Raw genomic sequence first — 14,558 nt, 5'->3', positions numbered from 1 at the left:
GAGTTAAACAAATAAGAGAGAGTAAAATAATAATCACTCACTTTGCGTCCCTGCAAAGTGATCATATAACCGATACGCTATAGCGCTGCGATCTTAGAAGAATACTTTGTATTGGAACCAAGCAACTGTTTCTGTAGGAAGATCAATTGATTGATTATCTTGAGTCATAGAGGTTGATGAACTTTCTAACTTAAATTGACCCCAACGCGTTTTATCTTCTGACATTGGTGTTGCTGCCAAAAAGGTCGTCTTAACTGTCGACATCTCCACATCACCATGTAGGTATGTATACTCTGGGTAAAGTGCAAGATAAGTACCATCGTTACCCGTTTTTAGTACTGCATACGCTGCTGCCATACCACCGACAATGCTTTTATCTGAAATCTTACGATCTGAAGCAAAGCTATCAGAGTACTCACCTGCAAGAGCGCCTACACGACCAAAGAAGGTTAGGTTTTCATTTGGAGTTCTAAAAATAGAGATTGCGCCAACTGCTGCTGTTGTAAAAGAGTCGTTATCAATAATGTCAAGAGAAGCAGCGACACGTGGGCTAATGCTGTTACCTGTGTTGAATACGTGGAAGTATTGAAGACGGCTATCTGAATACTCACCTTCACTGTCCATTGAACCTTCCAGTGTCACCATCGACATCTGACCATTTTGGTAAGTGTACGATAAAGAACCTGATGCTTTTACCGCACCTTCATTACTCAGTGCCACATACATAGATGTATTTGCACGCGTCATATCAGAAGGGTCAAGCTCTTGCTCTTGTGCTGCGACTTCAATAGATTCAATTTCTACTACACTATCTTCAGCGTAAGCAGACGTTGACATAATAGCTAATAGTGCTGAACTTAGTGCACTAGTTTTAAAAAGGTTCATAATAGCCCTCAATTGGAATGGTATTATTTAATAATTGAGCGCTACTCTACGATAAAAAGTGATTAGCCAACCCTCTCTTATGCAGGATCCAACCCTTCATAATATTAACTTTTGCTTTGTTTAAGGCATGCTTTAAAGCAATTAATTGCAGCTAATTATAATGTAAGAAAAAAATTAACCTTGTATCATCGTTACTCTTACAAATAGCTCAAACTTAATCGTATTTCACAAAAATGTAACACAGGTATCATCATAAAAAAGAAGAGATCTAGATCGCATTATTTGAATTTAATTAGTTCAAATTAGACTTTGCACTTCAAGAAATTTTTCATTAAATTGCACTTAACCCTATTTAATGAGAATAACTATGAACAAAAGCTTGTTAACTAACCTTCTTTCACTTTCGCTTCTCGTGATTGGCTACGCACTTAATCACAACACTATTATGTATATTGGTCTCTTTGCTTTCTCAGGCGCATTAACCAACTGGCTTGCTATTCATATGCTATTTGAAAAGGTTCCAGGACTTTATGGGTCAGGCGTGATCCCTGCACGCTTTGAAGAGTTTAAAATCGCCATCAAACAACTCATGATGGAGCAGTTTTTTACCGATGCAAATATCGACCGCTTCCTAAGCAAGGAGATAGGCAGTAATCAGTTACTCGATTTAAAACCAGTAATGGAAAAAGTAGATTTCAATCCGGTATTTGACTCGTTAGTTGATGTGATCTCTCAGTCATCATTTGGAGGAATGATCGCAATGTTTGGTGGTACAGAAGCCTTAGAACCGCTTAAGCAACCTTTCATCGAAAAAATGCAATCTTCTATCATTGAAATTAGCCAAACTGACTCTGTAAAAGGGGCGATCAAAACGCAGCTAGAATCACCGGCAATGATGGAAGAGATAAAAGAAAATGTGGAAAATATCATCGATCAGCGTTTAAATGAGTTAACGCCAAAGTTAGTCAAAGAGATGGTACAAACGATGATTAAAACCCACTTAGGTTGGTTAGTCGTTTGGGGTGGGGTCTTTGGTGGATCTATCGGTCTTATTTCTTCACTACTTGTCTAAGTAAAGCTAATAATCCCTAAGTTTAAGATAGAAATGGAAGTCAGTCAGACGTTTCCATTTCTATCTGTCCATCAGAAATCTACGTACTCTCACTTTATCATGCATTCACTTGACGCTTTTCTTCTTCAACTGCAGTACCTAACTCTTCGATTGCATGATCCTGCTGAACTATATGTAAATTCACATTTTGCTGATTACAATAACGGCAGAGTAAAACCTCTTCCATTTTATAATGCTGCCCAGCATTGATAAACTGTGACATCAAATGCTGAAAACTACGTAATATTGTTTCCTCTTGCTCATCTTTACAGCGACGCATGATCGCTTTATGGGCGGTTGTCTTTTTGCATGATGAGCAATAAGTATCGGGCATAACTAACTCCAAGGCATTTAAAAAAATAATACAAAATATACGAACATTAATCGTATTGACACATTTTGTTCAAATTTGTTCCACATTAATAATAGAAATCTTAAAAAGTGTGCCCTGCCTCTAGAAATCCATTCTCTTTGTGTCGTTTTTTTGACATCAGTAAGTGACAAAATAATATTGACATAACGTAAAAAAGCCTGCTCTCTCTACGAAATAGAAAGAATGCAAGCTCTTTAAAAAGATAACGATAATGACTAGGTTTAATCTAGCTCTATCAGTTGTTGCTTAAATTTTTGATACTGTTTTTCAGTCATTTGATCTGGCTTGTTGGTTAGCAAGCTCACGACAATAACCATAACGGTTGATAATAAAACGCCAGGTACAATCTCATAGATATCAAATAAACCACCACTCAATTGCTTCCAAATCACGATAGTAATACCGCCGGCTAAAATACCAGCTAAAGCTCCTGCTTTATTCATTCGAGACCAATATAAGCTCAATACAACAACAGGTCCAAACGCAGCACCAAAACCAGCCCAAGCGTAGGAAACAAGGCCTAACACTGAACTGTCAGGGGACATGGCTAAAAATAAAGCCGCGAGTGAAATAATGATCACACCGAGTCGACCAATCATCACTACCTGTTGAGAGCTCGCCTCTTTATTGATTATTTGCTTATAAAGATCCTCAGCTAAGGCCGAAGAGGAGACTAATAGTTGTGAATCTGCAGTACTCATAATTGCCGCTAAAATAGCAGCTAATAGAATGCCGGCAATCACTGGGTGGAAGATAGCATTGACTAGCAACATAAAGATTTTCTCTCCATCAGCGAGTGTTCCCATATCAGAGTTAGTGACATAAACTAAGCCAACTAGCCCAACTAACATAGCACCAGCCATAGACAGCGCAGTCCATACAACCGCAATTCTACGAGCCGTGGTTAACTCTCGATTGCTGCGCGATGCTTTAAATCTGGCCAAAATATGTGGTTGGCCAAAATAACCCAGCCCCCATGCCGCTAAAGAGATGATCGCAATAGCAGAAAGTGGCTGCCCTTTTGTATCATTCCATAGGGTTAATAACTCCGGATTAATCGCTGATAAATCTTGATTAAGCTGGCTAAAACCGCCTTGCATCGCGGCAATTGGGACAATTAATAGTGCAGCTGACATCAGTAAGCCTTGGACTAAATCTGTCCATGCTACCGCTAAAAAGCCACCAAATAGTGTATAAGAGACAACGCAAAAAGCCCCTATCATCACTGCTGTTGTATAATTTAACCCAAAGACGGTTTCAAACAATTTTCCCCCTGCAACAAGGCCAGAACTGGTATAGAAAAGGAAAAAGAGCAAGATAAATAAAGCCGATATGGTTTGGATCAATTTTGAATTGTCATTAAATCGGCGAGATAAATACTCAGGAAGGGTTAAAGCATCGGTCACGATACTGTATGTCCGTAATCGTTTGGCATTAATTAACCAGTTTAGCCAAGTACCTAATAAGAGCCCACCAGCGAGCCAAAATGCTTCGACACCAGCAGCATAAGCGTAGCCCGGCAAACCCAGTAATAACCAACCACTCATATCAGAAGCGCCTGCCGATAACGCAGCAGGCCATGGCCCCAATGAACGACCACCTAAAAAATAGTCAGTCGAATTAACAGTGCGTCGATAAGCTATCACGCCTATAGCTAACATCATAAACAAATACGCTATAAACGTTGCTGTAATAGCAAAACTATTCTCTATCATATAAAAATCCTTTTTATTAAATTGATACTATCTAAATCCCTAATTAATCTTCAGCGGCGCCTAACTCCAGTAACGTGGTATTTCCTCCCACCGCAGTTGTGTTAATTGTGCATGTTCGCTCAGTCATAAAATGCAACGCTAAATTGGGATCATAACAAATCAGCGGTCGATCCCAACAGGTCTCAGAAACTAAGTTAATGATTGCTCCCTTACGCTGAGCTAAATGTATATTAAGCCTCTGTTCTACTACACTATTACCAATATAGCCAACACTAGCAATATCTTCTTGAGCAAACGAAAATGAATCTTCTAATGGTCTTATCTGAATCAAGTTAATTGGAAAGCTTGCCACATGCAAAGCGCTAGCAAGGGTCCGATTTAGGTCTTCATTATTACAACAAATAACTACAGCATTACCCGCTAAAATACTCGTACTGAGCAATGCGATAAAGGCTTGATAGGCCGAATATTTCTGAGTTCTATCAACGGATTCATGTGCAGAGTCATCAAAAATAAGTAAGCTAACACCTCTCCCCATACAATATAGCTGATTACTTTCACCTGTCGGCCCAAGTAATTCATGAGGATTTTCAACCAAACGCGCACTGTGTTGAATGTGGTAGCGAATAACATCAGTTAATAACGCTGACTCAAACTCTGGGATATGATGAACCTGCTCACACAACGAAAGTAAACACTCACTTCTAAATGTAAAATCGACTAAACTCCATTGTTTCCAGGCATCGACTGAATCCGTAAAACTCGTGATCTGATGAACCATAAACCTTCCCCTTATATCCGCTCTTCCATATCAAATTGTGTAAATCGATATAAATAATGTGGACCACCCGCTTTAGGACCCGTTCCTGAGAGGCCTTGCCCACCAAAGGGCTGTACGCCAACCACAGCACCGACTTGATCGCGATTAATATAACTATTTCCCACTTGAACATGCCTTTCGATCCAACGATAAGTGGTTTCATTTCGACTATGAATCCCAAGTGTTAAACCAAACCCTGTTGCATTAATTTGTGCTACAACCTTGGCTAACTCACTGGCTTTAAAACGAATAATATGTAAAATCGGACCAAAGTTCTCTTCTTTCAATTGTGCTATATCTGTAATTTCAAAGGCACAAGGCGCCACAAAGTCACCATGCTGACATACATCGTCAAGTGGCAATTCAGCAACTTTTCTATGGTTTTGTTTCATACTTTGGATGTGCTTGAGTAACTTATCTTTTGCTGAACGATCAATCACTGGACCAACATCAACTTGATGTAAATACGGTAATCCCACTTTTAGCTCATCCATAGCACCTTTGATTAAGTGAATAATATGTTCAGCGATATCTTCTTGAACAAATAACACTCTTAATGCTGAGCATCGCTGCCCCGCTGATGCAAAAGCTGAGCGAATAACATCGCGTACCACTTGTTCTGGTAACGCGCTACTATCGACAATCATCGCATTTTGCCCACCTGTTTCAGCAATAAATGGAACGGGTGGTAACCCTCTTTGTGCAAGCGTAAGGTTGATCTTTTGTGCTGTGGCTGTCGAACCAGTAAAAGCAACACCTGCCACTAAGGGGTGAGAGATCAAAGCATCACCAATTTCAGTGCCATGACCTGGTAAGCATTGAATGACGCCTTGAGGGAATCCTGCTATATGCATTAGCTCAACAGCGCGTAAAGCAATTAAACTGGTTTGCTCTGCCGGTTTTGCCACTACGGTATTACCTGTCACTAATGCTGCTGTTATTTGACCAAGAAATATAGCCAAGGGGAAATTCCATGGGCTAATGCACACAAACACCCCTCTTGCTTTATAGTGTACTTTTCTCGAAACGCCATCAAAACTTTCAATATTGCCAACATTCAATTGCTCTACTTGATCGGCGTAATAGCGGCAAAAATCAACAGCCTCTCGGATCTCATCAATACTATCGTGAATAGTTTTTCCTGCCTCTTGGTGACATAAAGCCACAAATTCGGCAAAGTTTAATTCCAACTGAAAAGCTAGCTCTCTTAATAACTCGCTTTTTATCTTATAGTTAACACTTTCCCATTGCGTAAATGCACGCCTTGCACCTTGCATCGCTTCGGAAACATGATCAAGGTGGGAAAAAGCAACATCTCCCACTTTTATCCGCCGGTCATAAGGTGCACTAATTCTATTTAGCGCTTGATCTGCCTTGATCATGCTTTCGAGGCAGGATTCTCCATTAATTATTGGTCCCATTTGCCAACAATGTCTCATCCATACTGAAACTTCGTGCTCAAAGGGTAAGCGTTCACTTTCTATATCGACGTTGATACCTAAAGAGTTTTTACGTGTGGCAAAGATATCAACGGGTAAAGGTATTTGTGCATTGTGAAGGGTTTGATATGAAAGTAATTTATCTAAAGGGTGCTCCGTTAACGTTTCAATTGGGCAGCGAGCATCAACTAAGCGATGCACAAAAGAGCTATTCGCCCCATTTTCTAGTAAGCGGCGAACTAAATAAGGAAGTAAATCTTGATGATGACCAACCGGTGCGTATATTCGTACTGTTTGCTGGTAAGCTTGTGTGGCATATTGGTATAGCGCATCACCCATGCCATAAAGACGCTGAAATTCAAATTCTTTATGCGATGCCATAACCGATATCGCACTGATTGTATGTGCATTATGGCTAGCAAACTGAGGAAATATATGACCTTTTACCTCACTACTAAGCAGATAGCGAGCACAGGCTAGATAGGCAATATCGGTGGATTCTTTACGAGTATAAACTGGATAATTTGCGTAACCACCTTGCTGAGACCATTTTATTTCACTATCCCAATAAGCGCCTTTAACCAAGCGTAATGGAATAATATCACCTTGTTCTTTGGCGAGTTTATTTAGCCATACTAAGGTTGGTAGCGCTCGTTTAGAATAAGCTTGCACGACTAAGCCAAATTTTCCCCAACCGGCAGCCCACTGACTACAAAATAATTTCTCAAATAAGAGCAAAGATAGCTCAAGACGATCAGCTTCTTCTGCATCTATCGTAATAGCAACATCTAGCTCGCGAGCCCGTAATAGCAATTGGCTAACGCTTTCATATAGTTCTTTTAATACCCTCTCTTTATTAGCGACGTCATAACGAGGGTGTAGTGCTGAAAGCTTAATTGAGACAGAAGAAGGGTTATTGTCCTTCGTTGAGTTTTGTTGGCGATAAAGCGCTTCATAATGACCAACCTCCTCTATCGCATTTAAATATGCAGTAAAGTATTGCTGAGCATCTTTCTTCGTCAGCGCAGCTTCTCCTAACATATCAAAGGAATAAGTGTAACCTTTAGCACGCATAGCTAAGCCATTACTCTGAGCTTCTGTGATGGTTTGTCCTAAAACAAATTGATGCCCCATTACTTTCATTGCTTGCTGCATAGCTTGACGAATAATCGGCTCTGACATTTTATTAACTAGCTGATTTATAGCATGAATAGCACTATGTGATGACTTTTCAGGTAAGCCCACGACCTTGCCAGTGATCATTAATCCCCAGGTTGAAGCATTGACGAAAATGGAATCAGAGTTCTTAAGGTGAGACTTCCAATCTGCAACGGTCAACTTATCGCGGATCAATGCATCAGCCGTGGCTACATCAGGTATCCGCATTAACGCTTCCGCTAGACACATTAATAAAATGCCTTCTTGAGTATCGAGACTGTACTCCAATAAAAGCGCATCAATTAATTGAATCGATGCCTTATCTGCGCGAATCGACTCAATAAGTGCAGCCGTTTTTGATGTCATGCTTTGCTTTTCACACTCAATCGGTGTGGCTAAAGGAATCAGCTCTCTCAACCATTGGTTTTCATCCACCATATATAATGGTGAGATTAATGACCACAACTGATCAAGTGACTGTTGGTTAAACTCGGGCTTTAACACATCCATAGCGATAAACATCCGATCTCCTTAGCTTTATCGGCAAAATAACCTAGGGGCTACTTTTACTCTACTACTGATCTGCTGAAAAGTTAGTCACGATGATCATAGTTGTGAAGTGACAATGATTGATGATCAAACTTACTGGAACTATGATCAAGAAGGACTAACTTACGGCTGATGTTAAATTGAATCACTAGGTAAGAACAAACCAATAACAAGGTAAAGCCATGATAAATAGATGATTTAATTGTTAGATAGGAGGTGAAATGGAAAGTATGAATAGATACATCAATGAACTTGAAAGCTTTAGCAACGATATACCATGATCATGCTTTCGAAAAGAAAATCATGCTAAACGTATAACTCCCGATATTCACAACATAATTAATTAAATATTAATCAGATAGTTAATAACGGAAGTTTAATTCTATACGCCGGAGACAATTAAGGAGCTAAACGGTCAATGACCCATTGCTGATCTTGTTTCGAAAATAAGAAGCGATCGTGAAGTCGGTGCTCTCCACCTTGCCAGAACTCTATCGATTCAGGTTTAACTCTAAAGCCTCCCCAGAAACTCGGTACAGGGATCTCACCTTGAGCAAATTTCTGCTTTAGCTCTAAATACTTACCTTCGAGTATGCCACGTGCTGAAATACGGCTACTTTGCTTACTGGCAATGGCTGCTAGTTGACTCTCTTTAGGACGAGATGAAAAGTATTTCATATTTTCAAAAGCCGAAAGCTTCTCAGCAACGCCAGTAATATGCACCTGCCTTTCCAATGGATGCCAAGGGAAATGTAAGCTTATTTTACTATTTTGCCCTATATGCTCAGCTTTACGACTACCTAAGTTGGTATAGAAAACAAAACCATCTTTATCGACATTTTTCAATAATACAATGCGTTGAAACGGCTGACCATTTTCATCAACGGTAGCAACTGTCATTGCCGTTGGATCCGTCAATTTTGCTTCGATCGCCTGCTCTAGCCATAAATTAAATTGATCGATCGGATCCGCAGCAAGGTCTTTACGTCGTAAACCACCTTTTGCGTACTCTCGACGAATATCCGTAAGTTCCATATCAACTCCTTAAAAATTTGATTGATTTTGCGCTGATGTACTACGAAAAACAAGCCCCTATAAAGAGCATAATCCAATTAAATCCATTTCATTATGAAATCCTTGTTAAGCAAAATAAATAAGCCTTAGATCTCGTTACTGCTGCAATGTAGATGATACGATATTGCCACTTAGTTGTTACATATCATTAACCTTGACTGAGGTGCTGTATTTGAAGCATAGAACAATAGAAATTAAGCCATTTATTTTATATGCTTTTAGCCTTGCTAGCATACTAACTCTATGTAGCTACTACTTTTTTGTTTATTATTATGAGTCTAATCTAACGACTCAATTAGAGAGTTCAACTCACTATACCGAGCAGCAAATTCATGCTGAAATGGCAAAATTCCAACAAATACCCAATTTATTAAGTCATGATCCACGAGTTACCGCCTTTTTCGGTCATCCATCCTCACTACAGAACCTTAACGACCTAACAAAGAAATGGGCAGCACAAACATTAGCTGATGCTATCTATATCCATAACGGTGATGGACAAGTTATCGCGGCAAGTAATTTTGATTCTCACTACAGTTTTGTTGGTGAAAATTTCGATTTTAGACCCTATTTTTATCGTGCTATTCAGGGGGAAAATACGCAGTTTTTTGCGCTAGGACTAAAATCAAATCAGCGTGGTTATTACTTTTCATCACCTATTTATGCTCAAGACCAAATCGTCGGCGTTATTACGGTAAAAGTAAATTTAGCACTGATAGAACAACACCTTAATAATCAAGAATTCAAATGGATTGCTATAGATAGTAACGGGATTGTTTTTTTAGCCAGTGATCGTACTTGGTTATATCAAGTATTGATGCCACTTTCTATGCAGCAAAAACGTCAATTAGACTATACCCAACAATACGGCTCTCAAGTTATTTTGGCAAATACAGGGACAGAGCAACATCAACCAAGTAACATTTATTCTCAAACCCCTTTTGAATCAGATGCACTCTTAAAACAAAAAGAGACTTACTTTTACGTCAACCCTGTTAATGAGCAATCTTTTCAAGTCATTTCTCTTTATAATCGAGCGAATATCACACAGCAAAGTTTGCAACAAACCCTACTAATACTCGTAATATATTCACTAATGACTTCTATTATTTGGTTTTGGGTACAAACCTATAATGCTAAAAAATACCTTACACAACTGAATCTAGATTTAGAAACAAAAGTTCACCGCCGCACTCTGCATCTATACAAAAGCAACCAGCAATTACAGCAAACTTTATTTCAATATCAAAAATCTCAGTTGTTACTAAAAAACACCCAAAATGAACTGACTCAAGCAGCAAAACTGGCTTTACTTGGCGAACTATCAGCAAGTATTAACCACGAAATAAACCAACCACTTGCAGCATTAAAAGTGTATACAATTAATTGCTCCCGATTATTAGAAAACCAAAATTACGATATCGTCGCCGGCAACCTTAAAAAAATGCACGATCTAAATGAAACTATTTCGCATATTATTGCTCGATTAAAAGTATTTACTCGCAAAACAAGCACAGAGAAAACTGACCAAGCATCATTACATCAAGCAATTCATAATAGTTTAGCAATACTTAGTGCAACAATTATTCGTAAAGGCATTACTTTAAAAATCCCTCCTCTGCCACATGATATCACGATAAAAATTAATGCTATTCAGTTAGAACAAATTCTGATTAACCTCATTCATAATGCTATTCAAGCTCTTGAAAAAACAAGTAACCCAAAATTAGGAATAAATTGGCAAATATCTGGCAACTGTTGCCAAGTTAGTATCTGGGATAATGGGGCAGGCATTAAAGAGAGTGATACGAGTACCCTTTTTGATCCTTTCTACACCACGAAGCCTGAAGGGTTAGGACTTGGGTTAACCATTTGTAAGCGCATGCTAGAAAACTATGGGGGGACGATTAATGCTTTTAACCGTCAACCATCGGGATGCACCTTTAAATTTGAACTCACTTTATCTAGCAATTAATGCAAAGGAAGAATAAATGTCAGAAGTTTATTTTATTGATGATGAACCTGCGATTAGAGATGCGATTCAACAAGCGTTATTAATGGAAAATATCGACGTAACTACATTTCCAAATGCTGTTGAAGCCTTACAGTGCATCAATACAAAAGTAGCAAGTGTTATTATCACAGATATTCATATGCCAGTAATGAATGGACTTGATTTTATGAATAAGCTACTGGCTGACAACCCTCATTTTCAAGTGATTGTGCTTTCTGGGTATGGAGATATAAAAATTGCAGTTAATGCGATTAAATCTGGTGCTTATGATTTTTTAGAAAAGCCAATCTCAATTGAAAAACTAATTACTTCAATTCGCAAAGCTCAAGAAAAGCTGAGACTCGTGCAAGAAAATTACTGGTTACGTAAAGAATTAGAAGTACAAACACAAGTTGGCCCTAAACTTATTGGGCATTCTCCTGTAATGAATGAGTTACGGCGTAACATAATTTCATTACCACTGACCAGTCATATCTTATTTACCGGTGAGACAGGAACAGGGAAACGAATAGCGGCACAATATACTCATGATATCCACTCAATAAATTGTGCGGAGTTAATTCCACGATCAGCCTATGTATTAAATCGCTATTCGGATAGTAAATTCATTAAAGAGTTAAATTTACTACTAAGTCAAACACAACAAGGTAGTGTCTATATCCATTCAGCTGAAGCACTTACCAAGAATCAATGGCAAATAATTAACACCTGTAAATCAACCCAAGGTCGTTTTATCCTATCAGCACAGAAATTTCCAGATGCAACAATAAATACATTTGTACATTTTCATTTACCAACACTGAAGCAAAGAACTGAAGATATCAGATTGCTTTTCAAGCACTTTGTCAGAGGAGCAGCAAGCCGCTATCAATTGCAGCCTCCTAAAATTACCAATATTGACATTGAGCAACTAGAATCATATGAATGGCAGGGAAATATAAAGCAGCTACGTCATTATGCAGAACACTTTGCATTGCAACCAGAACGTGATGCTTTAGGTCAGTTAGTTCCTATGCTTGATCAAGATCCACTGAGTTTTCATCAAAAGATGGACAGTTTTGAGTACACATTGCTGCTCGATGCCTTACAAAGGCACAGTGGTGCTTTAAAAGAAATACAAATTGAATGCAATATTTCACGGAAAACACTCTACGACAAACTGAAAAAGCATCAGCTCGATAAAAAAGAGTTTAAATGATTGAAGATATAGAAAAAAAGATAAAGTATTTATAACTCACTACATCAATACCTTAACATTTAACTATACTCGTATATAGCAAAGCTTTTGCCTCACTCATGATAAACAAGGACAATACATGAGCAAAAAGGATTATAACAAGCTCTCCGAAACCGAGCTCGATTATGTTGATGACAAAACAGCAGCCTTACTTTTAAACACCCCAAAAAATGCACGCTTAATGCTTTGGATAATGGTGCTGTTCTTTATTATCAGTATTGCATGGGCCTCTTGGGCTCAAATCGATAAAGTAACCGTCGGTGAAGGTAAAGTTGTCCCCTCCTCCCAAATCCAAGTAGTGCAAAACTTAGAAGGGGGATTAGTTAAACAAATTTTGGTTAAAGAAGGTCAACAAGTACAGAAGGGACAGCAACTACTTCTCATTGATGATACTCGATTTAAATCTGATTTTCGTGAGCGAGAACAGCAAGTAGCAAACCTTACAGCAAGTGTTTTACAACTTGCCGCTTCCATTTCAAGCATCATAGTTAATGAAAAAGTGTCAGCTAGCCAATGGCAAAAAAGTGTCGTTTTAGATTATAAAAAGCTGGCATTCCCACCACAACTCTCAGAAGCACAGCCACAACTCGTCCAACGTCAAAAATCTGAATATCGGCAAGATCTAAATAATTTACGTAATCAACTGTCTGTATTTGATCAACAAGTAAAACAAAAACAACAAGATTTAGTTGAAATAAAATCACGCGTTCAAAATTTACGTCAAAGCTATTACTTTGCTAAAAAAGAACTGGATATCACTCGACCACTTGCTGAAGAGGGTGTTGTACCCCGTATTGAATTATTAAAACTACAGCGTCAAGTTAATGATACCCGCAGAGAAATGACATCAAGTGAGCTAAAGATCCCTGTACTAGAGTCAGCAATTAAAGAAGTTATGTTAAGCAGAATCGATGTTGCTCTCTCCTTTCGTTCTGAACAACAAGAGAAACTCAATGAGGTTCAAGACCGTCTATCATCAATTACTGAGTCCACAGTTGGTCTTGAAGACAAAGTGAATCGAACAACCGTCATCTCTCCTGTAACAGGAACAATAAAAACCCTTGGTGTGAATACGGTTGGCGGTGTTATTCAACCTGGTATGGATATTGTTGAAATCGTTCCTACTGAAGATACTTTATTAGTTGAAGCGAAAATTGCACCTAAAGATATTGCATTTTTACGCCCTGACTTAGTCGCTATTCTTAAGTTTAGTGCTTATGACTTTACCAAATATGGCGGTTTAGAAGGGCAACTAGAACATATCAGTGCTGATACAACACAAGACGAAGAAGGTAACAGTTTTTATATCGTTCGTATCCGTACCGATCAAGTGGAGTTTGGGCAAGGCTTACCTATCATCCCAGGGATGACAGTGAGTGTCGACATAATCACAGGTAAGCGCACTATTTTAGAGTATTTATTGAAACCAATCTTGGGTGCAAAAAATAATGCACTTAAAGAGTAAGGAATTCTTATGTGCCTAATTTCTAATTACATTTCAGCATAATACACCGTGAGAATTAAATATATGCTGCTAGTCATATTTCTTTTTTCTGCTCCGTCCATAGCACTTAATAGTCAGGAGAAAAAGTGGATAGATGCAGTTAGCCTCGCCTATGGAGAAAGAGCGGGGTTAAGAGTTCGTACGTGGCGCAATGAAATGGGATTAATTTTTGACTTACCAGAAACGGAACAACTTAACCGGGTGAATCAATTTTTTAACCAATTAAATTTTGTTGATGATATACGTTTGTGGGGAAAAAAAGATTACTGGGCGACACCTCTTGAATTTCTAGGTAGTAATGCAGGAGATTGTGAAGACTTTACCATTGCTAAATATTTCTCATTATTAGAGCTTGGTATATCAGATACCAAACTGCGACTTATCTATGTTAAAGCGCTCGAGTATAACCAGTTTCACATGGTACTTGCCTATTACGCACGCCCAAATGCACAACCATTAATATTAGACAACATAGATAAAGAGATTAAGCGAGCAGATCTGCGCAACGATCTTCTTCCTATATACAGTTTCAATGGTACAAATCTATGGCTTATGAAATCTCAACATTCAATGGGAAAGCTGGCTGGAAAATCATCACGACTAAGCCTTTGGAATGATCTAAGAAGTAGAGAGCGCTCCCTCAAACTGAATCAACCTATAATCAATTATGATGAGTAAA

11 protein-coding genes are annotated in these 14,558 nt (G+C 38.6%); 5 read left to right on the top strand and 6 right to left on the bottom strand.

Annotation, left to right across the window (positions count from 1 at the left end):
- Window positions 1-93: 93 nt before the first annotated feature.
- Window positions 94-885 carry a hypothetical protein gene (locus BCU68_RS08795; protein WP_102564402.1) on the bottom strand — a complete coding sequence of 264 codons (792 nt, stop codon included), beginning with the start codon at window positions 883-885 and terminating at the stop codon, window positions 94-96.
- 367 nt (window positions 886-1,252) lie between these two features.
- Between BCU68_RS08795 and BCU68_RS08790 the strand changes: the two genes are divergently transcribed.
- Window positions 1,253-1,957 (top strand): DUF445 domain-containing protein, encoded by a 705-nt coding sequence (locus BCU68_RS08790; RefSeq protein ID WP_102564401.1) that lies wholly within the window; start codon window positions 1,253-1,255, stop codon window positions 1,955-1,957.
- Window positions 1,958-2,054: 97 nt separating this feature from the next.
- Here BCU68_RS08790 and BCU68_RS08785 read toward each other — a convergent pair whose 3' ends face one another.
- The 5 genes from BCU68_RS08785 to pdxH form a co-directional block, all read right to left on the bottom strand.
- The gene (locus tag BCU68_RS08785) at window positions 2,055-2,330 is read right to left on the bottom strand and encodes a hypothetical protein (RefSeq protein WP_198591711.1); all 276 of its coding nucleotides are present in this window, start codon (window positions 2,328-2,330) and stop codon (window positions 2,055-2,057) included.
- 260 nt (window positions 2,331-2,590) lie between these two features.
- Window positions 2,591-4,081, bottom strand: a complete 1,491-nt coding sequence (putP, locus tag BCU68_RS08780) for a sodium/proline symporter PutP (protein WP_102564570.1) — start codon at window positions 4,079-4,081, stop codon at window positions 2,591-2,593.
- A 46-nt stretch (window positions 4,082-4,127) separates the two neighbouring features.
- Window positions 4,128-4,865: a 1-pyrroline-5-carboxylate dehydrogenase gene (locus BCU68_RS08775; protein WP_102564400.1), complete on the bottom strand. Its 738-nt coding sequence runs from the start codon at window positions 4,863-4,865 to the stop codon at window positions 4,128-4,130.
- Between the two features lie 11 nt (window positions 4,866-4,876).
- Window positions 4,877-8,023, bottom strand: a complete 3,147-nt coding sequence (gene putA / locus BCU68_RS08770; RefSeq protein ID WP_102564399.1) for a bifunctional proline dehydrogenase/L-glutamate gamma-semialdehyde dehydrogenase PutA — start codon at window positions 8,021-8,023, stop codon at window positions 4,877-4,879.
- 426 nt (window positions 8,024-8,449) lie between these two features.
- Window positions 8,450-9,085 (bottom strand): pyridoxamine 5'-phosphate oxidase, encoded by a 636-nt coding sequence (gene pdxH, locus BCU68_RS08765; protein WP_102564398.1) that lies wholly within the window; start codon window positions 9,083-9,085, stop codon window positions 8,450-8,452.
- A gap of 211 nt (window positions 9,086-9,296) precedes the next feature.
- Between pdxH and BCU68_RS08760 the strand changes: the two genes are divergently transcribed.
- The 4 genes from BCU68_RS08760 (at window position 9,297) to BCU68_RS08745 (ending at window position 14,557) form a co-directional block, all read left to right on the top strand.
- On the top strand, window positions 9,297-11,099 hold the full coding sequence (locus BCU68_RS08760) for an ATP-binding protein (RefSeq protein ID WP_133126138.1): 1,803 nt from the start codon (window positions 9,297-9,299) through the stop codon (window positions 11,097-11,099).
- A gap of 16 nt (window positions 11,100-11,115) precedes the next feature.
- On the top strand, window positions 11,116-12,336 hold the full coding sequence (locus BCU68_RS08755; protein WP_102564396.1) for a response regulator: 1,221 nt from the start codon (window positions 11,116-11,118) through the stop codon (window positions 12,334-12,336).
- A 118-nt stretch (window positions 12,337-12,454) separates the two neighbouring features.
- On the top strand, window positions 12,455-13,840 hold the full coding sequence (locus BCU68_RS08750) for an HlyD family type I secretion periplasmic adaptor subunit (RefSeq protein ID WP_102564395.1): 1,386 nt from the start codon (window positions 12,455-12,457) through the stop codon (window positions 13,838-13,840).
- 48 nt (window positions 13,841-13,888) lie between these two features.
- Window positions 13,889-14,557 (top strand): transglutaminase-like cysteine peptidase, encoded by a 669-nt coding sequence (locus tag BCU68_RS08745; RefSeq protein WP_198591710.1) that lies wholly within the window; start codon window positions 13,889-13,891, stop codon window positions 14,555-14,557.
- Window position 14,558 lies beyond the last annotated feature (1 nt).

Source organism: Vibrio sp. 10N.286.49.B3, assembly GCF_002873395.1.
Taxonomy (GTDB): Bacteria; Pseudomonadota; Gammaproteobacteria; order Enterobacterales; family Vibrionaceae; genus Vibrio.
This window is presented reverse-complemented; position numbering and strand designations above follow the sequence as displayed.

What these genes read in the sequence shown, in the direction of transcription:
- putA (WP_102564399.1), bottom strand. Translation starts at nt 8,023, where the DNA reads ATGTTTATCGCTATGGATGTGTTAAAGCCCGAGTTTAACCAACAGTCA.
- BCU68_RS08785 (WP_198591711.1), bottom strand. Translation starts at nt 2,330, where the DNA reads ATGCCCGATACTTATTGCTCATCATGCAAAAAGACAACCGCCCATAAA.
- pdxH (WP_102564398.1), bottom strand. Translation starts at nt 9,085, where the DNA reads ATGGAACTTACGGATATTCGTCGAGAGTACGCAAAAGGTGGTTTACGA.
- BCU68_RS08750 (WP_102564395.1), top strand. Translation starts at nt 12,455, where the DNA reads ATGAGCAAAAAGGATTATAACAAGCTCTCCGAAACCGAGCTCGATTAT.
- BCU68_RS08790 (WP_102564401.1), top strand. Translation starts at nt 1,253, where the DNA reads ATGAACAAAAGCTTGTTAACTAACCTTCTTTCACTTTCGCTTCTCGTG.
- BCU68_RS08755 (WP_102564396.1), top strand. Translation starts at nt 11,116, where the DNA reads ATGTCAGAAGTTTATTTTATTGATGATGAACCTGCGATTAGAGATGCG.
- BCU68_RS08795 (WP_102564402.1), bottom strand. Translation starts at nt 885, where the DNA reads ATGAACCTTTTTAAAACTAGTGCACTAAGTTCAGCACTATTAGCTATT.
- BCU68_RS08775 (WP_102564400.1), bottom strand. Translation starts at nt 4,865, where the DNA reads ATGGTTCATCAGATCACGAGTTTTACGGATTCAGTCGATGCCTGGAAA.